The sequence below is a fragment of the Cupriavidus sp. 09_S30 genome, from assembly GCF_056930435.1.
This window is the reverse complement of the sequence record NZ_JBXOWI010000001.1, coordinates 1,284,841-1,307,206: the sequence shown is the minus strand read 5'-3', so window position 1 is coordinate 1,307,206 and position 22,366 is coordinate 1,284,841. Positions and strand designations below refer to the sequence as shown.

Genomic DNA, 22,366 nt, shown 5'->3' with positions numbered 1-22,366 from the left:
GGTGTCACTATGAGGAAGCTGGTACTGCTTGCTGCGCTGGCCGTTTCGACGGGTGCCTTCGCCGAGGAAGCCTACGTGTATCCGTTCGCCGGCATGAAGGTCGGGGAAACGATCAGCAACCCCTTCCCGACGATCCTTTACCTAAAGAAGAAGTGCGAGCTTCCGCTGGTGCACGCAAAGGACATGCGCGCGTATGCCTCGTTCCGCGGCGTCTGGGACATCGGCTGCTGGGGCAAGGACATTGATGGCAATGCCATCATCGTGGTGCCGAAGATGCCAGCGAAATCGGTTTCGCTTAACGCGATGCCACTCGCTGACGTCCAGCCAGACCGCAACACCATGACGATCAAGGCCCTGCCGACCTACGGGCGCTAGCCGTACTTCTTGATGACCGTGGCGTCAGCCGGCGGCACGGCGGCCTTGTCCTTGTAGAAGTCAGGCAGCACCGTCACGTCTGCCGCCAGGCAGATCACCTCGGTGTAGTAGTCGTTCCCCAGCGTGTCGCCAGAGTGCTCGGCAATCATCACGTAGTAGAAGCCATCGTCTTGCAGCGCGGCCTGTTGCTCGACTCGCTCGTTTTGCGCCTGTTGCTGTGTATTTAGGCTGTACTCGTACCGCTGCACGCTGGCGTTGTCGATCTGGATCAGCCTGCTGATCTTGACGCTCGGGTTCAGCAGCATCTTGATCGTGATCCCGTTCTGCGTCTGCTCGGGCAGCCCGATCATCCCGGTCTCTGACGTGATCACCGGGATCTCGTCTGGCAAGTAGGAAGTCTCGGGGACCATCACAACCTTCCCATCCTGGATACTCCAGACGGTCTGGGTCGTCTTGGCCGTCGACCGCATGAAGTCCCGCGCCATGCCGAACATCACCTTGCCGCGGGGCAGCGGGTTCTGCGGCAGATCCGGCAGGTATCCCTGCGTCACCCCATACGGGTTCATGGCCGTGCATGCCGCCGCCACGTGGTCGGCCGCTGTCGATCCGGCCGCCAGCGTGGTGTTCACCACCGCGAAGTTGTACGCCGAGTCCCCGTCAGCGGCCGTGATGTCGAGATAGGTGTCCGTCTGGCTCTCGCGCCCCCGCCGCACCCGCTTGACCGTGCCGTCGAAGATGATCCCGAAGTTGCCCTGGTAGCCCGCCTGCAGAACGACGCGGGAGAATTCCTCCTTCACGCGCCGAGCGGTATCTCGCGCCAGGTTGTAGACCCGAATCCGGGCGGAATTCGGCGTCTGCAGGTCGCCACGCCGCACGTTGAAGACGAACCTCAGATCCGAGAGATCGAGAGCGTCGCCTGCGTCCTCCCCGATGATCAGCGAGACCTTGCGGCCGAATTGCTGCGTCATGCGTCCGTCACCCAGTAGAGATGCGACCCGACCCCCAGGTCATCGAAAGTCGGCACGTTGTCCGGATCGGCCGCGCCCTGCACCCAGAGCCTGCCGGCGAAGCCGAGGTGCCGATGCTGGGCCAGCAAGTCCGTCCCAGTCACCAGCGGGATGCCGGACACCAGGGGCACGTTCTTTGCGTCCGCGATGTCGAGCACCCAGCCGGCGCCCCCGGCCTGCCGGTACTGCACCGTCAGCCGGTAATCGACGCCACCCAGCGTGATGCTGAAGCGCTGCGGCTGCGGGGATAGCGGGATCTCGTAGAAGTTCGGCATTACATGCTCGTCGGAGGCACCGCGCCGCCAGGCGCCGGGGTGGCCGGTATCGCGGACTTGGCGCCGGTGTTCTCGGTCTCCGCCGTCGCCGCCGGGTTGGCCTGGTTCTCGCGCGCCGGCAGCGTCGTGGCGCGCGTCGAGACGATCCGCAGCTGCTTGAGCGTGGCGGTCACCATCAGCGCGGCGCCCGACTTCTGATCGCGCAGCACGGCCAAGCTCTTGATGAGCATGTTGTCGTACTGCCGCAGAGACGTCACCGCGGTGAACGGCTTGCGCGCTTCCTGCAGCGCCAGCAGCTGCGAGTAGACAGCGCCGACGTAGTCGGATGACGACACGAGACCGCCGGTGAATGTCGCCTGCCTGCCGCCCCAGATGGCCTCGATGTCCGCGTTACTCCACCCGCACTTGATCACCACCTCGGGCGAGCGCTTGAAGGCGTGATCGTTGACCTCGGCACCCTTCTCGACCGGGTGCTCGGTGATCTGGAGCTCGTCCTCGTAGGCCTCTTCGACCGTCACAGGGACGGTGATGGAGCCGATGCGCTTCGGCACCAGCGTGATCATGTCCAGAATCACGAGATCGCTCCTTGCAGGTTGCGCACCATATCGCTGTTCACGCGGCCCTGTTCGCCTGCCACGGCGCGCCCGGTTGCCGCAGGATCCTGCGCACCGCTGACGTAGATCTTGACGTCGTTCGAGAGCGCTACCGAGGACCGCCCGCGCTTCGCTGCCTCGGCGTCGGCCAATGCTGGCCGCTCGTAGTGCCGCGACACAATCTCGCCAGCCTGCTGGGCGTTCTGCGCGGCCCGCAGCAGCTGGCCGGCGCGCCGCTCAGCACCCTGCGTCAGCTCGTAGTTCACGAACTGCAGCTGCTCCATCAGGGTCGACTCGCGGATGTCCTTCCCTGCCCAGGCTTGGAAGTTGGCCTGACGATCCGGGTGCCACTGCCCCGCGCCGTAGGCCCGGCCGTTGTCGCCAACCGCGTGCGGGTTGAGGCCACTCTCGTGGCGGAGATTGGCGACAATCCCGACCGCTTGGTCCCGGCCCCATCCCATCCGCTGGAAGAAGGCGACGGCGTCGAACGCGGCCTGCTTGCCCGCTTGCGGCGTGGGGCCGCCGGCACCGTCCGAACTGCCGGACAGCGGCTGCCCGGCCGCCGCGCGCCGCCGATCCAGTTCTGCCTGCTCGCCGGTATTCAGGTCGCTGCTGTGCAACATCAGCGCCGCCGCACCGCCGACCCTGGACAGCCACGGCAGGAAGCGAGACAACCATCCGGCGGCAGCGCCAGCACCGGCCGCAGCACCACCGGCACCAGCAGCCCCTCCAGCGGCCGCCGCCGCTGCATTGGCCGCGCCCAGCGCACGCACAGCCGCAACCATCTTCCAGATGCCGGCGATGATCTGGAATCCGCCCAGCACCTTGAACACGCCCACCAGTAGCAAGAGTTGCGTCGACCAGCCGTTGGTGGCCTTGTCCAGCTCGATGAACTTGTCCGTGACCCACTTCAGCGGCGGTCCCATTGCGGCGGCCGCCGAGAGGACAGCGCTGGCAATGGCCGCCACACGGTCAGCAATCGCTGGCGAATTCTCTTCGAACCACTTCTTGAACTGCGTCAGCTGCGGGCCGATCTTGCGCAGCAACGCGCCCTCGACCCGGATGGCCATGTTCTCGAACGAGGTGCCCAGATCGCGCAGCGCGATCATGAATGCGTGCGAGTCCTTCGCCGCCTTGTCCAGCCCGTTGTTCCGGGACATGTCCCGGTACTGCTGCAGAAACTTGCCGAAGTCGCCGCTGCGCATCGCCAGCAGCATGTTCTCGTCGATGCCGAGAACGTTGCCGTACTGGCTCGCCATCCAGGTCGGCTTCTTGCCCAGCTCCGCGCCGAGATCCGCAAGGATGTCGACGGTGTCGCGCAGCTCACCGTTGGCCTTGCGGGTCTGTACCCCGATCGTGGCGAGGTAACCCTCGCCGGCCGGGTTGTTCCGTAGGAAGCGGGCGAGACTCTCGACCGAGCCGAAGGCGGCCTGCGACGACACGCCAAGATTGCGCGCGGCGTACTCGAGCGCTTTGAGGCTCGACGTCGTGGCGCCGGTGCGCTGCGATACGAAGTACAGGCTTTCCAGCTTGGACGCGAAGGCCGAGATACCGGCGCCGATCGACAGCGCGGCGCCCTGGATCGTGCCGACCAGGCGCACCACGCCCTTCGTGGCCTGGTCCACGCCGGTCGTGAAGTTCTTCAGGCCCTTCTCGTCGACCTTGAAGCCCAGCGCGACCAGAAACTCGCGGATGACGGTGCTATCGGCCATTCTTCTCTTCCAGCATGCGGCGGGCGGCCGCCTGGTTGTCGCCCCGCACCGCGATGGCGTCGTTCATCAGCGCGACGTCTTCCAGACCGAGCGTGCCATCCAGCAGGGATTCATACTTGCACCAGCCCTCGGCCACCGGCAGCAGCAGCCAGTCCTCGCCGCCCGGCAGGGACTTCACCCAGCCGGTACCGCCGATGCCGGGCTGCTCGCTTGGCTGGTAAGCAGCCCGCTGATAAAAGGGCCGAGGTTGGCGGTGATGACCTGAACAACCAGCGGCAGCATCACGCCCATGTCCATATCGTCGAACATGGCACCCCCAGCAGACCAGACCTTGGCCCAGCCGGTTGCCTGCTGACGCTGCACGACGGCCAGGCATGCGCCGATCACATACTCGGCGTCCTCGTCCTTCAGCGCGGCCAGCCCGTCCGCCAGCGGCTGCAGCGCCGCGGCCAGGCCCGCCAGGTCTTCGGTCAGCGACTTGCCGCTGGCGCGCATGCGCAGGAAGACAGGGATCAGGGTGGGCAGGATGGGCGCGATGCGGCGGCTCACGTGGAACTGCTGCATCGCGTTCAGGCGGCCGATAGCGTACTGGTTGCCGCCCAACTCGATCTCAGTGGCCATGGTCAGTAGGTCCCCAGGATCGTGTCGATCTTGATCGCGTCGAACACCCACTCCACGATGTCGCCGTCCTTGGCGTACTTCAGGTCCGGCTTCTTCTTGAAGGCGCACGAGCGGCATGCCGTCACGTCCTTGCTTGCCGAGTTCGTGACCGTGATGATGTTCTTGCCGTGCAACCTGCTGTCCAGCGTCTGCGCATCGTAGAGCGCTTGCAACAGTGCATTCGCCGGCGCCGTCTTGAGGTAACGCAGCGTAACCTGCCCGGACTTGTCGGCGTGCAGGCTGTGCATGCCCTCGCCGTCCGACCCGATGGTCATGGTGTTCTTGTCGTTGGCCGCCGTGATCGTGATGCCTTCCTCGGCCACCGCTTCCCCGTACCCCAGGGAGAACGCGCCGCCCGGCCCCACGAGGGTTGCCTGGACGTCCTGAAACGAATAGGTGCTCATATGCTTGCGCCCCGCTTATCGGTTGACGTTGACGAGAATGTCGACGGTGTGGATTGCGCCGGCTTCCTTGGCCGCGACCTGGAACGGCACGGACCTGCGCGCCTCGCGGTCCGCCTGCGACTGGCTCGCGATCGGCGGCGCGTAGACGTAGTAGCCCTTGGACAGGGTGTCGCCCTGCTTCAGCGCGCCGAAGCCGGCCGAGTTCCACACCCCGGGCGCCAGGTACCCGTTGTTCACCCCCGCCTCGCAGGCGGCCTCGATCGTCGCGGCGATCAGTGCATTGCCAGCGTCCGTCTGAGGGATCTTCGTCGGGCTCTGGTACAGCAGGTTGTAGACGTCCGTCTGGATGCGGTTGCGGAACCAGATCGCGTTGTAGACCGAGTCGATGAAGATGCCGCTCGACGTCACGCCGTACTGAACGATCGCGGTGTCGTTGCTGTACGCAACGAAGACGTTGCAGCGCTTTGCCTTCAGCGCGTCAGCCTGGCTGCTGGACAGGGTCTCGGGCACGATGCCCGGCTCCTGCTTGTGCATCAGGGTGATCGTCGTGTTGTTGCCGTTGAAGTCCGTCGTCAGCAGTCGGCCGAACAAGGACGCCGCAGCAAACGGGTTGCTGCTCGAGAACTGGGCGAACGAGTACTTCAGGCTCAGCGCAAGGAACGTCGACGCCAGGTCCGCGGAGCTGGTCGGATCGAGCGCCTGCGGCTCTTGCGTCGTCGCGCCATACAGGTGCGCCTGGTTTGCCTCGATCAGGCTGGCCACGGCCACGTGTTGCGCGTTCGTCAGGCTCGTGTCCGCGAACATCAGGCCGAGGAACTTGTTGGCGAACCTGTCCAGGAACAGCGCGGCCACCGCGTCAGGCGTTTCCTGCACGATGCCCTGCACCGGCGTGGACGCCAGCGCGCCGGTCAGGCCCAGCATCGCCGAGACGTCGGTGCCGGAGGTCGGCGCCGTGGCGTAGCCGACCGACGAGCTCGTGCCGGTGGTGCTCGACGTGACGACGAACTGCGAGCCATTCCAGGCGACGGTGGCGCCGGTCAGCGCAGTCTGGATGACCGAGGCGATACCGTTGAGGTTGGTCTGCGCGGAGAAATCCAGACCCGAGACCGACTTCACCGAGCCGTCGACAGCGATCTTGAATGCGCCCGTGGTGACCGCCTTCCAGGCAGCCATGTCCTTCTGCGCGGCAGACAGGACGGCGCCACGCAGCAGGCCCGACGTGGGGGTCTTGGCCCAGCGGCCGATGTAGAGCTGCGTGGGCTGCGGCACCTGCTCAAAGTACAGCAACGCCGCCAGACATTCCGGCGCGCTGGTACCGAAGTCGGCAGCCACCTCGTCGATCGTTCCGTACGAGCGCATCCGCTCGTTCGTGTCGATGACGGCCGACGGGCCCAGGAACAGCGCCGAGTTGAGGTTCGCCCCCTGGGCCGCCAGTTGCGCCAGATTGATGGAAACGTTGATCAGCCGCGATACCGGCAGTCCGTTGGACATGGTGATCTCCAAAAAAAAAGCCGCCTGAATTGGCGGCCGTTTTGCTTATAGAAAGGCTTCTAAGGGATAGCAAATCCCACTGGGTTAGCCTTGATGATGTCCAAGGCACAGGTAATCGCGTGCGTTACGATGATGCCTGTGTTGGCACGATGCACAAGATTCGTTATCGCATCACCATCGTAGAGCGGCTCTTCCGAATACCGATAGCCGCTGACTACCGCCGCCACCTGGAAATCGCTGGTACCAGGCGCCTTGAACACTACCGGCCCGCCGGAGAATCCGGGGTTATTGTGACCGTCCAAGTAAATCTCATGTTGCAGGGCCCCCGCTGCGAAGCATGAGACCAATGCCCGCTTCACGAACGGCAAGGGGTAATTGTTGTTTACCGCTCCAACATCCCCACGGTATCCAAAGGGAAATCCCAGAAAGAATACTTCCTGCCCATATGTCAGCCCTTCTTGTGACGGCTTCAGTTGCAGGTTCGGTCCAGCCACAAGCTGTTCTAATGCGAGAACAGAGACGTCAATTCCCGGCCCAGCGTGGCCGACAAGATTTGCCGCTACGTCGATCCACCCACCTTTGTGATAAATACCAATTTTTTGCCTGCCTTGGAACTGTTCCACCACGTGCTTCGCAGTGACCAAGTACTGTTTATTATCAAAATCCACAAGGAAGGCTGTTGCAAAGCCCTCGCCATACTTGACATGCAGGGTTCTGCCGACAACGTCACTAGGAATAGCCATTTATAGATAGTCCTTGATGGTTAATTTTATGGAGGACTATATCAGAACGTCATTCCAATCCCCTTTCTACGACACTAGGAGCCGACATCTACTTTGAACACGCCGTCGACCAAACTTAGTACCGGATAGGTCCGGGTGATCTTGCGGCGCAGCGTCACGGTCATGTCGTAGCGCCGCACCCACTGCTGGTTGACGAAGTCCGGTGCCGCGCGGATCTCGCCGGCCTCGACGAAGGCCATGTCGTTCAGACCGAGCTGCTCGCAGTTCTGCGGGATGGCCAGGCCATCCGCCAGGCGCTGGGCATACCCCTTGGCGCTGGGGCCATAGAAGGTACACAGCACTTTGATTTCTTGGTGCCGGAGGTAGATGTCGCTGCCCTCGCCAGTGCCGTCGTGAACGATCGCCGGGCCCGCGTCCGGTGTCTGCGTCGGCACGCCGAACGCACACCAGTTGACGCCCGGCTCCGGCTGTTTCGGGACCTTCGGCTGCCAGCGCGGCCGCACGAGGCCCGGTGGCAGCGCCGTGATGCCCGCGATCATGTCGTGCAGCAGATCGTCTAGGGCATCGTCCTCGGCCGGCGGCGTGGCCGCCATTGGCGGCAGGTAGCCGCCGGTCGAGCTGTCGTTCATGGGTTACCCCGAAAGTGGCTTCAGGTCACAGGTGGCAGCCACAAAGCCGCGCCCGAAGTGACTGTAGTCGTTGACGGCGACCACGGTGTAGGTCCGGCCCTGCCAGACCACCTCGTCGGCGTCCTGGCCGGCCGCGCCATCCGAGAGCCGGAACGGCGTATGCAGGGTGATCGAGCCGATGATCCGGCTGCCGTCGGCGTTCCGATGCAGCAGGTCACCCTTGTCGCTGGTCACCACCGCGGCGAAGGGCGTGGCCGTGACCGTATTCGTGGCGCGGCCGCGGTCGTCCACCGCCTGCGCCATCCGGTTGCACACCAGGCCGGTGTCCATGAAATCCGGGTCCAGCAGGACGTCGGTGACATCGAGCAGCGCCATGGCTTACCCCTTCTTGCGGATCACGTAGGTGATCGAGTTGCGCAGCTGGCCCGTGTCGATCAGCGGCACGGTGCCGGTGCGGCCGCGGCGCCGGCGCGCGGCCAGCGTCGAATCCTTGAGCTCGGGGTCGATGCCGCCGTTGATGCGCGCGCGCACCGAGTTCTGGGCGACCAGGCCTGCGGAGGCCATGCGCCGCTCGGCGCCGGCCAGATCACCGTCAAGCGCCGCCTCCACCCCCTTTTGCAGCTGGGGGGAGACCTTGTCGGTCGCGTCTGCCACCCCGGGCACCAGGAAGGGACGCGGCGGGATGTTGTTGACCGGCGAACCGGTCTCCTGGATGTAGCCAATGGCGGCGTTCCCGATCGGCACGTCGTCCTGGCGCTCGGGCGCGCTGTCCGGGATACCGACCAGGACCTGCTTCTGGGCGAGCCCGCTGATCGACTGCAGGACCTCCTTCAGCCGGTCCACCTTCATGACGCCCATGGGCTTCTCCCGATGGGCGCCGCGCTACAGCTGAATGGCGCCGGCGCCCATCATTCTGGCGAGGGTGAGATACCGCACGCCGTACGTTGTCAGGTTCCAGAATCCGCCGTTGTCGATGGTCGCCGCACCGGTGTCGTAGCTGGCGCTGACCTTGTCAACGGACTTCGAAGACTGCGGGCCCGTCATGGTGCCCGGGATGCCACCGACCGCAGCGGCCTGCGCGTCCCGGGCAGCCAGGACGAGGTGGTGCGCCGTGCAGAGCTCGATGCCCTGATCCGTCAGGGCGCCCCAGCGGCGCGGGTTGACCAGCGATTCCGCCACCGTCAGCCAGAAGGTGACGGTCTGGTCGGGGTACTTCGTCTCGTCGGCGAACTCGGGAAAGTCCTGTCGGAATTGGCTCGGTGTCATAGGCGGATGGATGATGCCCCTCGCGGGACATCATTCCCCTCACTTCGACTTCGCCGCCTTGGCCGCGTCGGCTGCGGCCTTGTCGGCCGCCTGCTCGCGCGCGGCGAGCGCTTCCTCGCGGGAGGCCAGATCGGTGCCCCGCTGTTCGAGCGCCTTCTCGCGCGCCGCCAGTTCGAGGTCGCGCTTGTCGGCAGCGTCCTCGCGCTCGGCTACGGCTTTCTCGCGCTCGGCCAGCTCTTCCTGCAGCTTTACGAGCTGCTCGGCCCGGCCTTCCAGCATCTGGGCTGCCGACTCGAGCGTCTTGCGTTGCTCGGCCAGGTCAGCTTCGACGTCGGTGCCGCCCGCCGGCTCGTCACCGATATGGGCCTTCACGTACCAGTGGTCAGCGATGTGTGCCGCCACGGTGTGGTTGCCCACCGGGAACTCGTGCTTCTCGCCCTCGTGCTGCAGCGTGAAGGCCTTCTTGACGTAGATCTTCGGCATGGTTCCCTCCCCTTTAGATGCCGTCGCGGTAGGCGATCGTTTCGGGGTAGACCACTTCGACGACGCCCAGGCGGCCGAAGTAGGTGGTCAGCTGGCGCAGGTCGCGGTACTCGAGCGGCGTGCGCTGCAGCGGCACCAACGGGAAGCGGATGCGTTCCTGATCCTTGGTGTACGCGACCATCCGGTTGGCGCCGGCGGCGCCGCGCCCGGTCAGCCACTTCGACGGGTAGATCTCGAGCGGGCGGCCATTCAGCGCGTTCGAAATGCTGTTCTCCTTCAAGTAGTTCAGCACGCTGATATTGCCAGCGCTGCTGACCTTGCGGCTCACCAGTCGAGAGAAGTTGAGCGGGTCCGTCAGAATCCGGTCCGGACACACTGCGAATGCCGACGCGGCGTATGCGCTGTTCAGCAGTTCGTTGACATCGTCCAGGACCTGATCCGGGTTCGCCGTGGCCCAGTTGCCTGTCTGCGCGTTCGAGACGTTGGCCACGGACACATGGTTGACCAGGCCGGTGACGCCCAGGACGCCATCGCCGATGTAGACCTGCTCGTCGACGTCCATGTTGTGCTTGAGCTGCATGCCGGCGAACTTCTGCTGGTCCACCGGGCGGCCGACCCTCTGGGCCGATTCCAGCTCGGGAATCGTCCAGCCGATCTGCATGCCCCACAGGGTCAGCGGGTTGGCCGTCTTGCCAATGTCCAGCGCGATGCCGGCGATGGCCGAGGCGTCCTTGCCGATCCAGGACTTGCCGTTGGGAGACGCGCCACCGGCCGCCGCAAAGGACGAATTGGTGAACGACGAGGTCTCGTCGGCGATCGACACGTCCTCGCGCAGGTCGATGTCGCGGGACCAGGTCACCGATGCCAGCGGCATGTGCAGCGTCTGGTCCAGGCGTTCCAGCTCGCCGATCAGGAAGGTGCCGGCGCTGTCGATCGTTCGGCTGTCGAACGTCATCATGCCGCTGTCGCGCGTGCGTGCGCGGATGACGGCCGGGGCCGACATGGCGATGCCGGCGGCGCTCGCCAGCAGCAGTTTCGAATGCTTGCTCATTCTGGGTGGCCCCTTAGATGTTGTACTCGATCTCGACGTTGCCGTTGGCATCGCCAGCGTTCTTGAAGACGGCGCCAGCTACGACAACGGTGTTCGCGCCGTCCGCGGCAGCCTCGATGCCGCCGATCGGCTTGCCAGCAGCGGCAGCGGCGACGCGCACATAGACGGCGCCCTGGTCCGCCGGCGTGCCGGCGTTGTTCCTCACCGTCATGTAGCCGCGGCGCATGAGATCGCCGACGCCGCTGGTCGGCGGGGTGGCCGTGCCCAGCGGTTCCGAGCCGGCGCCCCCGGTGGTCGGGTACGGCCGGACCAGGAAGCCGACGATGACGGATGCGGCGTCACCCGACGCGAGCGGGCGCATCTTGCCGCCCACCTTCTTCGCCGGGATGCCGTAGGAGGCAAACGGGAAGGCGGGATCGAAGATGGCCGGCTCGACGGTGGCCTGCGATTGGCGCGAGATGTCCCCCGGAATGCCCGAGGCCATGCGATACAGGATTGCGTTGCCCATGTTCGGGACTCCTTACTTGGCGGACCGGTCGGCCCAGTATTTGCGGTTGGCGGCGTTGATGTCGGCGACCGTGCGGGCTCGGCCGAAGTCCTTGGTGGTGATGCTCACCTTGACCGCGCCGTCGTTGTTCTTGGCCTTCACCAGCTCGCTGGCGCCCATGAACGCGGCGTGCACGATGCCGGCCGGCAGCTTCCCGAAGTCGGCCGTCAGGCCGCCCAGGAACGGCGCGATGGCCGCCTTGCCGGCGTCGGTCTGGTAGGCCAGGTCGAGCGCCTTGCGCTGGCACTTGCACAGCGCGGCCGCGCGGTCCTTGGTGGCCATCTTGGCGTCGAGGGTCGGCAGCTTGATGCCCGGCGCCAGGATCTCGGCGCGCGACGGGATGCTGGCCGCGGCGTCACCGGTGTAGAGGTCGACTTCGGACTGGCCCAGCGTGCAGGCGGTCTCGGCCTGGGTCAGGTCGCCGCCCTCGTCGTCGGTCTTCTTCTTGCCTTCTTCTTCCTCGTCCTCGTCGTCGGTCTTTTCCTTCTCCGAGTCCTTGGCCTTGCGCTTGCCCAGCGCGGCGATGGCGGCGTCCTGGGCGTCCATGCGCTTCAGGATCTTCTTGAGCAGGACAGACTGCGCGTCGCCGGTCTTCGAAGGCGGATCATCGTCTTCCTCTTCTTCGTCATCCGACGTCCCGTCGCCGGTCTTCTTCTCTTCTTCGATCTCGGACTCGGCGTCCTTCATCAGGGCGCGCAGCTTATCGAGGAAAGTGGGCTTCTTCTTTGCCATTTGGAATTCCTTATCGCCGATCGCGCAGCGCGGGCCGCACCGGCCGCGCTCGACGAGGGCTACGTGGTTGACAACGATGTTCCGCTGAACCCCGCGGCCGGGTGATACCTGTTCGTAGTCCGCCTCATAGCCGAGGCTGACTTCCTCGATGCCGTCCTTCTCGATGGCGTCGATCGCGGCCTGGTCAGTGACCAGCAGGTCGGCGATCAGCAGATCGTTCTCGATGCCGCCGCCGCGCCGCAAGTTCATCATCGAACCCTTGCCCAGCGCGGCGAAATTGGCCGGCGTCACGAAGTCTTCCGGGTGGTCGAGCGTCACCGGCTTGCCGATGCAGCTGGCCAGCGTCTCCGGCCGGAATACCTCGTCCGGCGTCCGGCTGATGCGGATCAGGCCATCCGGGCCAGGCTCGACGGGCACCTCGCCGGGGCCGTACAGCATCTCGCCGGTGCGCGCCACGGGCACTTCCTCGCACAGCAGGAAGCCTTCCGGCGTCAGCGAGCGCTTCGGGCCGAGCTTCTGGACGGTGTAGAAGCGCATTGCCATGGGTCAATCCTCGGGAATTACGGGTTCGGGGTAGCAGCGGCATCCGTAGATGCACCCAGCATGCGCGCGCCTGCCTGTGCGCTTGTCTGCGATCGGCGGGTCGTCCCACCTGATGAACTTGCCTTCCAGTTCCCGGTGGTCTTCTCGCACGTCAGAGTCGCCAGCCGTCCGCCAGAAGTAGCCGGGCGAGCCGATATGCAGCGCGCGCGCCTCTGTCAGCGTTGAGGCCGTACGGGAAACCTCTGTGCGCGCGATCAGGTCGGCGCGGCTCTTGGCCACGTCGCCGGACGCCTGGATGGCCTTGGAGATCTCGGATGCCCGGGTGCTGTCTTCCAGGCCCTCGATCGTCAGCCGGTGCACGCGCTCGGCAGCCTCCAGCGGGATGGACTTGATCAGCCCGACCTGCTCGGCCATCAGCGCGCGCATCGTGGCGCCGGTGGGCGCCTTCCGGATCTCCAGCTGCAGCGCCCGGGACATTTCTTTGGCCTGCGCCATCCAAGCCTGCTCATCGCGGCGGTTGACGTCGGCCAGCATGCGGGCTGCCGTTGCCTCGGCCCAGGGCGTCAGGGTCTCCGCATAGCGGCGCAGCAGCTGCTCAATGGTTGGTGCGTAGGCGGGATCGCCAGGCGGAAAGCCATTGACCAACGCGCCAACCTGCTTTGCGACCTCCCGGAGCTGCGTCCTTAGATACCGCTCGGGCCCGCTCAGCTTGACCGGGTTCTTCCGGCCCTTCTTGCGGTCGATCGTCAGGGTCAAGGCTCAACTCCGGTTCGGGTGGCAGCTCGTTCTCCGCTTCCTCGATCTGCTCGTCGGTGATGCTCGTGAACACGCCGGTCACGTGGCTCGACTGGCGCAGTTCCTTCATTCCGGTGGCCGGGCCCAGCAGGCCGGCGTCCAGGGCGCTGGTGACGGCGTCAGTGACCGTCTTCGCGACGTTGGCCTTTTCCGTGTCAGACAGCTGCCACAGCGACTTGAAGCCGTAGGCGAAGCCTTCCGGCAGCGCCCTGCCCAGCTCGGACCACGAAAGCACCGCCAGCAGCCGAGTCAGCGGGCTGCGAAGCTGGCGTTCCTGCTTCTGGTTGATGCCGTCGTAGTACGTCCGGATGTCGCTCTCGCCGGTGCTGTTGAGGCCGGCGGGCGACTGCCCGAACAGGCGGACCAGCGGGATCTGGGATGCCCCCGACAGCTGCTGACCGAACTGCATCAGGACGTTGTCCAGGCCGGAGAACTGGTAGGTGTCAGTCTTCAGCTCGTCGGCCGCATCGATCAGAGAGATGCCCTCGTTGCTCTGGAAGCGCCGGATCATGTCGACGTTCTTCAGCAGCGCCTCGAGCGCCGGCCCACCCATAGCGATGATCTCGCGCAGCTTCTCGATCTTCAGCGTGCGCAGGTGAGCCTTGTAGACCAGCTGCGCCGCGCCGATGGTGGTGCTGTCGAAGGCCACCAGCCGGTCGATCAGGCGCTCGATCACCGACTGACCCCACAGGTTCTCGGCGATCTTCTGCCAGTACGGCAGCTCCACGCCGTCGATCCGCAGCACGCGGCTGTAGTGGATGCGCTGGCGCGAGAGCGCCAGGCTGTCGGCCACCACGTCGTAGTAGCGCGGCATGCCCATATCCGGGCCCATCTCGGTGACCAGGTCGGTCAGCGAGGGCTGCATCATCCAGCGGTCCAGCACGAACAGACCCTTGAACTGGCCCTTCCCTACCGCCTCGGGCCGCAGCGGCGTGGCCGGGTTCTGGCCGTCGATCAGCATCACCGCGATCGCGCCGCCGTACAGCCGCCCCCACTTGATGGTGTCGCAGATGCGGTCCCACAGCGCCATGCGCTCGATGGCGGCGTTCAGCTTGTCCTTGTCGTCCGGGGCCAGGTCCGAGCCAATCTCAATGCCGGCGCGGGTCATGTCCTCGGCGACCACGTCCACGACCTGGCCGACCACCCAGGACGAACGGTACATGGCCTCCATCTGCACGCGGTTGCGCGAGATGAAGTCGAAGCCGTAGCTGTACTGGCTGGCCTGGTTGTTCGTGCCCAGGCCGAGCCGTGCCTCGAAGTTCTGGAAGCTGTCGCTAGTCCAGCGCTTGGCGCCGGCCGACGCGGCCATGTTGGCCTTGTGCGCCATCGCCGAGGCTTTGCGTTGTTTGCGGTTCATTGTGCGAGCCTTGCCCAGGTATCCAAGATCCGGCCGCCGGCCAGCATGTCGTTGATCGCGTCGACCATCGGGTCGATCTGATCGTCGTGCGCGTGCGTGTCGTCAGGCGTGAAGGCGTCGCATTCCTGCGTGAACTCGCTCACCCACGGCGCGGCCTCGGGGATGAACACCAGGCCGCTGTCGATGTAGCTGACCACGTCCATGACGCGGGTCAGCTTGTCCTTGTTCCGTTCGATGCCCTCGACCGGGATACTGCCGGACGCCTGGATGTCCTGGATCAGGCCGGTGCCGCTGGCCTTGTCCTCGATCATCATGCGCACCAGCGGCGCGCCGAAGTGGAAGTCGTGCGGCAGGTGCTTGTTCCAGAAGTCGATCGCCTTCTGGCGCAGCTCGGGCGCCGGCCACTTCCCGCGGATCTGGTCCAGCAGGTAGATCCGACCGTTCTTCCCGTGCCCCCAGCACTGGAACACGCTGTAGTCGTTGCGCTCGGCGGTCTTCTGCGCCGTGTCGGCGTAGATGACGCGCTTGTGCAGCTCCGGCACCACCGAGTAGCGCCCGAAGTTGGCGCTGCGAATGATGCCGCCGCCCAGCGGGCTGGGCCGCTGCATGTACTGGCCGCTGAAGACGTACCGGTCGGCCTTCTCGCTAGCCAGCAGGTCGTCCAGCGGTTCCTTGTACGGCCAGTAGCTGAAGCGGCCGTCGTCGTCGGCCTCGCCCCGCTCGACCAGCGCGCGCACGCGCTCGGGCAGCTGCGCGACGTACTCGTCGGTGATCAGCGCCGGGATCTCAATGAATTCCCAGTCGCCCGGCACCTTCCCGGCCTTGATGAAGCCGGTCGGGTCTTCCTCGGCCAGCCGCTGCATGATCACGATGATCGGCGTGTCCGGGTTGGCCTTCCGGCTCTTCACCGTGGACAGCAGCTTGCGGTTCGCCTTGTCGCGGTTCGTCTTGCTGTAGGCGTCCTCGACCTTCAGCGGGTCGTCGATGATGATGGCGCCCTGCCAGCCTTCGGCCATGTGGCCGGCGCGGAAACCAGTGATCTGCCCGCCCAGCGACACCGCGTAGACGCCGCCGGCCTTCTTGCCATCGACCACGACGTTCCAGCGCTTCTTCGACTTCGCGTCGTCAGCAATGGCCAGCGGCCACAGCGCCTGGTACTCGTCGGACCCGACGATCTCTCGCGCCGTCTCGCTGTTGAGCAGCGCCAGGTCGTCCGAGTAGGAGATGTGCAGAAACCGCGCGCGCGGGTTCCGCGCCAGGCCACGGGCGATCAGATTGATCGCCACCAGCTCGGTCTTCGACGAGCCCGGCGGCACGTTGATGACGACGTTCTTAAGCTCGCCGTCGATCACGCGCTGCACGGTGTCCGCGATCAGCACATGGTGCCAGTTGACGCGGAACTTGATGCCCTGCCGGTGCTTGAAGAAGTACCGGCTGAAGAACAGGTGGTCGCGCTCGCACTTTGCCTTGAGCACGGCGCGCTCGACCGCAGGGTCAATACTCGCCCTCGAGCTTGGCGACGGCGGCTGCGACCTGTTTTTCATCGACGACGGTGGTGCGTTGTTCGACCGGCCCGCCGTCCTTCCCGGTCAGTTCGATGCCCTGCGCCGGCTCCTTCCAGCCGGCCTGGGTCTTCAGCCAGAAGATCGCCGCGGGCACGGCGCCCTTGCCGGTCCCGGTGGCCTGCTTGAACAGCGCCTGGGCGACGAGCGTGTTGGCTTGGTCCTTGCCGGTGGCCAACTCCCCCTTGAAATGCAAGCGCAGCGTCTTGGCCGTCAGCGGCTTTCCCGTCTGCGGATTGATGACGCGGCTCGCGATGTACTCGTGCGGCGCGCCGAAGCCGGCCAGGGACAGCACCAGGCGCCGGTCCTCGTCGGTCGGCACAAAGGGCTTGCGTCCTGCCATCGTCTTGCTCTCAGTCTTCGGCCTCCGGGAACAAGTCCTCGGAGATCTCCACATCACCGCAGGCCGCCACGGCCCGCTTCCAGTCGCCCTTCACGAACACCAGGACGTGCTGATGCGCGGCGCCCAGCTTCCGGCTGGCGCTGAACTGCTTGCCCGCGCGGATGGGCAGGCTTCCCAGGGCGGTCAGCAGCACCGCGTGGTTGTACAGCGCCATGCCGGCATCGAGGAATGCCTCGATCGTGTCCGACACGAAATTCCGGTACGGCCCGGTGCCGCGCTTCTCGCGCACATCGCCCACCACAAAGCAGGCGAACCGATCGGGCTTCAGCTGCCCCACCGAGCCCGCGATCACCTCGCGGTAGGCGGTCAGGAAGGCCGGGTAGTCCATCGTGGACAGGTCGGCCGGGTCGTCCGAGTAGCGTTCCAGGTCCGCGTACGGCGGGCACGAGAACACGAAGTCGGCTTCCAGGTCTGCCAGGCGCCGGCCGATCTGCCGGCTGTCGCCCACGTGCCAGGCCGGTGCCGGATCCTCGGCGCGCACCAGGCGAAGCTGGTCGCGGTTCGCTTCCACCTGCTCGGCACGCAACTCCATGCCGACGTACTGCCGGCCCAGGCGTGAGGCCACGAGGCCGCGCACGCTGCCGCCGGCGAAGGGGTCCAGCACCAGGCCACCTGGCGGGCTGAACCAGCTGTAGGCCAGTTCGCACAGGACCGGGTCGAAGATGCTGGTGCGGTGCTGTGGCGCCGCGCCGCGCTCGGCCTTCTGGTGCTCGGACGCCTTGGCGTAGGCCGGCGCGTCGCGGCCCAGCTCGGACTGGATGCCCAGTGCCAGCCAGGCCGCCTTGCGTTCCTGCCATGCCGCGTCGCGCGCGTTGAGCGTGCTGAACGGCGGCACCATGAACTGCTCGGCTAGCGACCGGCCGGTGCCGCCCGGCCCAGGCTCGCCTGGGTCCAGCAGCTCGGCCAGCTCGGTTTCGTCGAAGCCGATCAGTGACAGGTCGAAACCGACTTCGCGCAGGTCCGCCAGCTCGGAGGCCAGCAGGTCGGTGTCCCACCCGGCGTTCGCGGCCAGCTGGTTGTCGGCCAGGATGTAGGCCCGGCGCTCGTCGGCGTCCAGGTGCGACAGGTCAACCGTGGGCACCTCGCCCGCCACCGGGCAACTGTGGATGGTCTCGCCCGCCGCCCACATCTGCGTGGCGGCCTCCAGCCGGCCGTGCCCGGCCAGCAGCTCGTCGCCAGCGGTCAGCGCCGGGTTGGTCCAGCCAAAGCGTCGCAGCGAGGCCTTGATCTGCTCGATCTGCGCCGCGCTGTGCGTCCGCGCATTCCGCTCATACCGGACCAGGTCGCCCGCCGCGCGGTACACGACGGCGAGCTGGTCGGGCTTTTTCATAGGCGGTAAAAATGCGGGGACGCGGAAGAAAGAAGCCCGGCGGGTGGCCGGGCAATCCACTGCGGGGAGCGGTGGAGGAGACAGACGGTCGGAGGGGGATCACTCGTCGTAGTGCGGCCACCAGGACTCCACCCAGACACCGAACAGCAGGTACCAGTAGGTCGGCAGGAACATTGCGAGCTCCAATGCAAAAAGCCCGCGCGGCGGGCCGGCGGGCTTTCGAATTTGGTTGCGGGGGCAGGACTTGAACCTGCGACCTTCGGGTTATGAGCCCGACGAGCTGCCAACTGCTCCACCCCGCGGGGGCGGACTATACGCGGATTGGCAGCGCATTGCTACAGCAAAATGCAAAAAGCCCGCTTGCGCGGGCTTTGGACGTAATTCGCAGGTGTATCGAATTGACGCCATTTTTGTGCACGATCTGCACATTGTCAAGAAAAACTAGGTGAGACGGGCTACGCAACCTCTTCGATCTTCACCATGCCGGCGCCCTTCAGGCGGATGTCGATGGCCGTCCAGGCGACCTGCTCAACCCCAGGCGACGAGTTCAGGCCGCGCTTACCCCGCTCCCCTTCGATCCACAGCTTGAGCCGCTTGTTCTGCTCGCCGACCGTGTTCCGGTGCGCGCCACAGTCCTCGGCGATCTGCACCAAGTCGATCTTCACCCCGAAGATCTTCTCCAGGATCGAGCGGCGCACGCGGTAGTGCGAGAACGAGCCGGACAGCTGCTGCATGGCACGGTCCGTCAGCCAGACGATGGCTTCGGCCCACTCTGGATTCAGCCGCTTGCCCATGCAGCATGCCGACCGGCACTCGCACGGCAGCTCGCGCGGCGCGGCCCGGGCGGTCAGCACGCGCTGGTGCAGCTCGGGCAGCGTACCCAATTCTCGACGGATCATGCCCGCCTGCGCAGCGCCGTCTACGCCCACAAGCCCCTTCCCTGAGCCGATCGCCGGCGACATGGCCTTGTTCATCGCTGAGGCCTGGTACTGCTGGCCCGAGTAGCTGAACGCGAAGCGCAGCGCATCGTGCGAGCTTTCGAAGAGGCGTTCTTCCATCGTATTTTCCCCCGTCACGTTCAATCCTTCAAGCCGCCTGCAGCGGCAGTTGTTCCACGCTCACACGCACCCCGGGCGAGGCGCTGTAGCGCTTGCTGATGCGGTACTCGACCGCCTGTGCATCGTCGATCCACACGATGCCGTTCATGCCGTCCTTCACGGCCTTGAGCACGTTGTCCGCGTCGGGCTTCTTCGTCGCCGCGACCTGGCCGGCGATGGCGAGCTGCTGGCGCTTCTTGGACCAGCTGGCCGGGATCTGCAGCTCGATGTCCAGCCACAGCTCGACCGGACCCTCGAAAGGCGGCTGCCCGGCCATCGCCTGGGTCGCGGCCAGCTTGACCAGGTTTTCGTAGCGCGCCGTCGGCTCGGGCGTGTAGGTCCGGACGAAGCCGCCCTGGCGCGAGAACTTGGGCCGGCCCTTGGCCACCGGCTGGCCGGGCACGATGAACGCGACGCGACGCAGCTGCCGGGTGTGGTCGAAAAGGGATTGCGTCATGCCAGGACCTCATGCGGCGCCACGCCGCGGTAGAAGCGATGCACGGTCTCGTGCTCGTTCGGATTCATCCGCTCGGCCTTGCCGATCTCGCGGTCGATCAGCCGCTCGTCGCCGCTGGCCTTGATGACCCGGCGCCGGAACCAGATCGGGTGCTCGCCTTCGACCGGGCGCACCCCGTGCTTGTCGGCCATGGCCTGCAGCCCTTCGGGGGTCGCGTCCCAGTCCGTGGCCGGCGCACCGCCCTGCCGCTCTGCCAGCGCCTCGTCGAGGAAGGCATCGAGGAAAGCGGGGTTGACGGGGGATCCGTCCCCATCGGCTGCCCTTCGCGCGCACGCGAGGGCATGAGCCCGGAGCATCACCGGCATCGCGATGCGGCGCGCGGCAACCCGGAGCAACGCCTCGTGCGCGCGCGAGGCCGGCGCTGGCAGCGCGACGGACTTGCCCCGCTCGGCTTCCAGGCGCACCAGGGCTTCCCCGATCTCATCGGCGGAAAGCGGCGGCGGCGCGGCCGAGTTATCCACAGGGCCTACCACGTTCGAACTACCTACGCCGCCGCTTTTCTTTTCTTCTCTATCTCCCTCTCTATCTCTATTGCGATCGGGGGGCGAGTCGGGGGGCGATGATTCCTTTGATCGGGGGGCGATGCTTTTCCCATCGGGGGGCGAATCGGGTTGCGATCCCGATACGATGTCCCGAACCTGCTTCTTACGAAGGATCTCCGATTGGGGGGCGATCGCCTGGAGACGCTTCACGGCGTCGACGATCTGGGCCTTCACCGCGTCGGTGTCGACCTCGATGCCCCAGCGCTTGGCGTTGCCAGTGGATCCGGAAAGGCTGCTCAGTAGCTTGCCAATCCAGCCTTCCAGCGCCTTTTCCGCGACGACCGGGTGATACAGCCGGCCGTCTGAGCATTTCACCCACCCGCGCAGCGCGTGGTCCTTTACCTTCTTCCACTGCTTGGACTGCGACAGGTGAGCCAGCATTCGATCGTCAGCGGGCAGGCTGGCTGCCGGGATCTGATGCCAGCTCTCAAGCCACAAGGTGATCGCCGCGGCGCGCTCTTCCCCCGTCCCAAGGATCCACGTCTCGGAGGTCAGCATGCGCTTTACCTCCAGTGGCATGAACTGGTATTCGCGCAGGTTGCAGTCGTGTGGCGTCAGAGGGATTGGTGGCTCGCTCACGCCGGCACCTCCACGCCCTCTTCCGTTTCCACCGGCACGCAGCTGATCGGTCGCAGCAAGCTGTCCTTGATGCAGGCGGTCCCCACAGCGAGCGTGTCGGCATGCCCAGTCGGGCTGGCCACCAGCCGCGCCCCCGGCAATTCGACGAGCCACACCGGCTCGCCCAGCAGTTGGGACCATTTCGCGTGCAGCTCGACGACGCGCACCACGACGCCGTTCTCGGACGCCTTCAGGGAGCCCTCGATGCGGGCCTCGTCGTTCGGTTTGCACCTCATAGCCACATCCCCCAGACGATCGAGCCCACCACGATGCAGAGCATCACGGCCACGGCGCCTTCCATGATCAGCTGATCCATCAGGCCGCCTCCAATCCCTTGCGCGCCAGCGTGCGCAGCGCCTGGTATTCCTCGCGCGGCAGGCAGACCGTGCTGTCGTCGCCGGGCGCGACAACTTCCAGCTCGAGCACCGCGAACAGCTGGCAGAACTCGGCAAACGTCAGCCGGTGCCCGCTGTTGTTCAGGAACCGCGAGAAGTTGGTCGGCTCGACCCCGATGGCCTCGGCCACCTTCTTCTGGGTGAGCGGAGCAACACGCTTCAAGACCATGGATTCAAGGCTGGGCATGTGATGCTCCCCGGTTCGCGTTCGATTCCATACGATTCATTCCAACGAGACAGCAGAGCCGGCGCGCCGCCGCGGCGCCCGGCCAGAAAATGAAAAACATGGGAAACAGTTGCCACCACCAGCTGCAGCCGTCGGCTGCGGACCGGCCGGCGCGCGGGCGCATGGCGTGGTCATATGCGGATACCTGCTGCGTGCGCGGCATGGTGTGTTCCCCGGTTGGGCCCTTGCGGGCGCATTTGTCAAAGCGCAGGGAGATACCCCACGCGGCTACTACCTGGCGCACCCCCTCTGCCGTGAAACAATCGAGCGCTCTCACCTTCTCAACTGCCTACATCCGGGGGATGCATGGACTTCCAAGCCGAACTCGACAAAATCACGATGGCGCACCTGGTTGGGGTCGTCGAATCCCTGCGAACCCAGGTCGACGAGCTGCAGGCTCAAAACAAGGCGCTGCGCACCGGCTTCAACCTCTTGCTGGCTCGCTCGGACTTGTCCGAGGGTTCCATCCAAGACCTGTTCGAGACGCACTGGGTGCGCGATCAGCTCGCCGCGAAAGCTCGGCAGAGGGTCGCGGAGCTGCTCGACGAGCGGGCCGACCAGCCGAATCCCGAGTACGAGCAGTACCTGACGCTGGCGCTCGCCGCGCTGCTCGAGGCAGCAGGAGAGCCGCCGCGGCTCTGATCATCCGTAGGCGATTCATCACGCGGCCTCCGGGTGGGCGTCGCAGGCAGCCGCTTTGGGATTGGGCGGCTTCGCCTTCCTCAGCCGTTTTGCTGCAGCGTCGGGCATTGGCACCCCGCTCGATGCGCGCACGAAAGGCCAGTCGACCTTGTCGTTCAGCTCTTCGCACGTCACGGCGCCGCCGGTGATGCGTTCGATTGCTGGGCAGTGCTCAGCAGGAACCTGCCGGCCAGGGTCAGTCCACTGATGGACTGCGCCCTTCGTTACACCGAGAAGTTTCGCCAACGCCACATATCCGCCCACGTGGGCCGATGCGCGCTTTACAGGGTGATCGCACATGATCGGGACTCCGTCCTCATTTCCAAACAAGT

At 65.8% G+C, this 22,366-nt stretch carries 30 protein-coding genes and 1 tRNA gene; 2 read left to right on the top strand and 29 right to left on the bottom strand.

Annotated elements, in window-relative coordinates; all coding sequences use genetic code 11:
* Window positions 1-9: 9 nt before the first annotated feature.
* Window positions 10-375, top strand: coding sequence for a hypothetical protein (locus AC1Z3O_RS06320; protein WP_483514443.1), 366 nt, complete (start codon window positions 10-12; stop codon window positions 373-375).
* On the opposite strand, the gene AC1Z3O_RS06315 is transcribed toward AC1Z3O_RS06320, so the two are convergent.
* The 28 genes from AC1Z3O_RS06315 to AC1Z3O_RS06180 form a co-directional block, all read right to left on the bottom strand.
* Complete coding sequence (locus AC1Z3O_RS06315; protein ID WP_483514441.1) at window positions 372-1,343, bottom strand: phage protein; 972 nt, start codon at window positions 1,341-1,343, stop codon at window positions 372-374. The genes AC1Z3O_RS06320 and AC1Z3O_RS06315 overlap by 4 nt on opposite strands.
* Window positions 1,340-1,657: a phage baseplate plug family protein gene (locus tag AC1Z3O_RS06310; RefSeq protein ID WP_483514439.1), complete on the bottom strand. Its 318-nt coding sequence runs from the start codon at window positions 1,655-1,657 to the stop codon at window positions 1,340-1,342. Before AC1Z3O_RS06310 ends, AC1Z3O_RS06315 begins: the two co-directional genes overlap by 4 nt.
* Window positions 1,657-2,232: a phage baseplate protein gene (locus tag AC1Z3O_RS06305; RefSeq protein ID WP_483514437.1), complete on the bottom strand. Its 576-nt coding sequence runs from the start codon at window positions 2,230-2,232 to the stop codon at window positions 1,657-1,659. The genes AC1Z3O_RS06310 and AC1Z3O_RS06305 overlap by 1 nt, the downstream gene beginning before the upstream one ends.
* Entirely contained in the window at window positions 2,229-3,962 is a 1,734-nt protein-coding gene (locus AC1Z3O_RS06300; protein ID WP_483514435.1) for a phage tail tip lysozyme, read from the bottom strand. The genes AC1Z3O_RS06305 and AC1Z3O_RS06300 overlap by 4 nt, the downstream gene beginning before the upstream one ends.
* Window positions 3,952-4,140 carry a DUF6889 family protein gene (locus tag AC1Z3O_RS06295; protein ID WP_483514433.1) on the bottom strand — a complete coding sequence of 63 codons (189 nt, stop codon included), beginning with the start codon at window positions 4,138-4,140 and terminating at the stop codon, window positions 3,952-3,954. The genes AC1Z3O_RS06300 and AC1Z3O_RS06295 overlap by 11 nt, the downstream gene beginning before the upstream one ends.
* On the bottom strand, window positions 4,137-4,583 hold the full coding sequence (locus AC1Z3O_RS06290) for a phage tail assembly chaperone (protein ID WP_483514431.1): 447 nt from the start codon (window positions 4,581-4,583) through the stop codon (window positions 4,137-4,139). Before AC1Z3O_RS06290 ends, AC1Z3O_RS06295 begins: the two co-directional genes overlap by 4 nt.
* A gap of 2 nt (window positions 4,584-4,585) precedes the next feature.
* Window positions 4,586-5,026, bottom strand: coding sequence for a phage structural protein (locus tag AC1Z3O_RS06285; RefSeq protein WP_483514429.1), 441 nt, complete (start codon window positions 5,024-5,026; stop codon window positions 4,586-4,588).
* A gap of 15 nt (window positions 5,027-5,041) precedes the next feature.
* Entirely contained in the window at window positions 5,042-6,517 is a 1,476-nt protein-coding gene (locus AC1Z3O_RS06280; protein ID WP_483514426.1) for a DUF3383 domain-containing protein, read from the bottom strand.
* Window positions 6,518-6,576: 59 nt separating this feature from the next.
* Window positions 6,577-7,260, bottom strand: coding sequence for a S1 family peptidase (locus AC1Z3O_RS06275; RefSeq protein ID WP_483514424.1), 684 nt, complete (start codon window positions 7,258-7,260; stop codon window positions 6,577-6,579).
* Between the two features lie 74 nt (window positions 7,261-7,334).
* On the bottom strand, window positions 7,335-7,889 hold the full coding sequence (locus tag AC1Z3O_RS06270; RefSeq protein ID WP_483514422.1) for a phage neck terminator protein: 555 nt from the start codon (window positions 7,887-7,889) through the stop codon (window positions 7,335-7,337).
* A 3-nt stretch (window positions 7,890-7,892) separates the two neighbouring features.
* On the bottom strand, window positions 7,893-8,264 hold the full coding sequence (locus AC1Z3O_RS06265) for a hypothetical protein (protein WP_483514420.1): 372 nt from the start codon (window positions 8,262-8,264) through the stop codon (window positions 7,893-7,895).
* A gap of 3 nt (window positions 8,265-8,267) precedes the next feature.
* The gene (locus AC1Z3O_RS06260; protein WP_483514418.1) at window positions 8,268-8,747 is read right to left on the bottom strand and encodes a phage virion morphogenesis protein; all 480 of its coding nucleotides are present in this window, start codon (window positions 8,745-8,747) and stop codon (window positions 8,268-8,270) included.
* 24 nt (window positions 8,748-8,771) lie between these two features.
* On the bottom strand, window positions 8,772-9,155 hold the full coding sequence (locus AC1Z3O_RS06255) for a DUF4054 domain-containing protein (protein ID WP_483514416.1): 384 nt from the start codon (window positions 9,153-9,155) through the stop codon (window positions 8,772-8,774).
* Window positions 9,156-9,194: 39 nt separating this feature from the next.
* Window positions 9,195-9,638: an STY1053 family phage-associated protein gene (locus tag AC1Z3O_RS06250; RefSeq protein ID WP_483514414.1), complete on the bottom strand. Its 444-nt coding sequence runs from the start codon at window positions 9,636-9,638 to the stop codon at window positions 9,195-9,197.
* A 13-nt stretch (window positions 9,639-9,651) separates the two neighbouring features.
* The gene (locus tag AC1Z3O_RS06245) at window positions 9,652-10,689 is read right to left on the bottom strand and encodes a DUF2184 domain-containing protein (RefSeq protein ID WP_483514413.1); all 1,038 of its coding nucleotides are present in this window, start codon (window positions 10,687-10,689) and stop codon (window positions 9,652-9,654) included.
* A 13-nt stretch (window positions 10,690-10,702) separates the two neighbouring features.
* On the bottom strand, window positions 10,703-11,197 hold the full coding sequence (locus tag AC1Z3O_RS06240) for a structural cement protein Gp24 (protein ID WP_483514411.1): 495 nt from the start codon (window positions 11,195-11,197) through the stop codon (window positions 10,703-10,705).
* A gap of 12 nt (window positions 11,198-11,209) precedes the next feature.
* Window positions 11,210-12,511, bottom strand: coding sequence for a DUF2213 domain-containing protein (locus AC1Z3O_RS06235; protein WP_483514410.1), 1,302 nt, complete (start codon window positions 12,509-12,511; stop codon window positions 11,210-11,212).
* Between the two features lie 3 nt (window positions 12,512-12,514).
* On the bottom strand, window positions 12,515-13,219 hold the full coding sequence (locus AC1Z3O_RS06230) for a phage head morphogenesis protein (protein WP_483517527.1): 705 nt from the start codon (window positions 13,217-13,219) through the stop codon (window positions 12,515-12,517).
* Entirely contained in the window at window positions 13,107-14,663 is a 1,557-nt protein-coding gene (locus AC1Z3O_RS06225; RefSeq protein ID WP_483514408.1) for a DUF1073 domain-containing protein, read from the bottom strand. The genes AC1Z3O_RS06230 and AC1Z3O_RS06225 overlap by 113 nt, the downstream gene beginning before the upstream one ends.
* Window positions 14,660-16,207 (bottom strand): phage terminase large subunit, encoded by a 1,548-nt coding sequence (gene terL, locus AC1Z3O_RS06220; RefSeq protein ID WP_483514406.1) that lies wholly within the window; start codon window positions 16,205-16,207, stop codon window positions 14,660-14,662. Before terL ends, AC1Z3O_RS06225 begins: the two co-directional genes overlap by 4 nt.
* Window positions 16,158-16,568, bottom strand: coding sequence for a hypothetical protein (locus tag AC1Z3O_RS06215; protein WP_483514404.1), 411 nt, complete (start codon window positions 16,566-16,568; stop codon window positions 16,158-16,160). The genes terL and AC1Z3O_RS06215 overlap by 50 nt, the downstream gene beginning before the upstream one ends.
* Before the next feature lie 10 nt (window positions 16,569-16,578).
* The gene (locus tag AC1Z3O_RS06210; RefSeq protein ID WP_483514402.1) at window positions 16,579-17,958 is read right to left on the bottom strand and encodes a DNA methyltransferase; all 1,380 of its coding nucleotides are present in this window, start codon (window positions 17,956-17,958) and stop codon (window positions 16,579-16,581) included.
* Window positions 17,959-18,184: 226 nt separating this feature from the next.
* A tRNA-Met gene (locus AC1Z3O_RS06205) sits at window positions 18,185-18,260 on the bottom strand.
* Window positions 18,261-18,413: 153 nt separating this feature from the next.
* Complete coding sequence (locus tag AC1Z3O_RS06200) at window positions 18,414-19,016, bottom strand: DNA-binding protein (protein WP_483514400.1); 603 nt, start codon at window positions 19,014-19,016, stop codon at window positions 18,414-18,416.
* 28 nt (window positions 19,017-19,044) lie between these two features.
* On the bottom strand, window positions 19,045-19,512 hold the full coding sequence (locus AC1Z3O_RS06195) for a RusA family crossover junction endodeoxyribonuclease (RefSeq protein ID WP_483514398.1): 468 nt from the start codon (window positions 19,510-19,512) through the stop codon (window positions 19,045-19,047).
* Window positions 19,509-20,612, bottom strand: a complete 1,104-nt coding sequence (locus AC1Z3O_RS06190) for a DUF1376 domain-containing protein (protein WP_483514396.1) — start codon at window positions 20,610-20,612, stop codon at window positions 19,509-19,511. Before AC1Z3O_RS06190 ends, AC1Z3O_RS06195 begins: the two co-directional genes overlap by 4 nt.
* A 77-nt stretch (window positions 20,613-20,689) precedes the next feature.
* Window positions 20,690-20,968 carry a hypothetical protein gene (locus tag AC1Z3O_RS06185; protein ID WP_483514394.1) on the bottom strand — a complete coding sequence of 93 codons (279 nt, stop codon included), beginning with the start codon at window positions 20,966-20,968 and terminating at the stop codon, window positions 20,690-20,692.
* 79 nt (window positions 20,969-21,047) lie between these two features.
* Window positions 21,048-21,314, bottom strand: coding sequence for a CII family transcriptional regulator (locus AC1Z3O_RS06180; RefSeq protein ID WP_483514392.1), 267 nt, complete (start codon window positions 21,312-21,314; stop codon window positions 21,048-21,050).
* Window positions 21,315-21,659: 345 nt separating this feature from the next.
* Between AC1Z3O_RS06180 and AC1Z3O_RS06175 the strand changes: the two genes are divergently transcribed.
* A complete protein-coding gene (locus AC1Z3O_RS06175; RefSeq protein WP_483514390.1) occupies window positions 21,660-21,995 on the top strand; it encodes a hypothetical protein in 336 nt (111 codons plus the stop codon).
* A gap of 18 nt (window positions 21,996-22,013) precedes the next feature.
* Here the strand turns inward: AC1Z3O_RS06175 and AC1Z3O_RS06170 are convergent, their stop codons facing one another.
* On the bottom strand, window positions 22,014-22,334 hold the full coding sequence (locus tag AC1Z3O_RS06170; protein WP_483514389.1) for a Cro/CI family transcriptional regulator: 321 nt from the start codon (window positions 22,332-22,334) through the stop codon (window positions 22,014-22,016).
* Window positions 22,335-22,366: the final 32 nt, after the last annotated feature.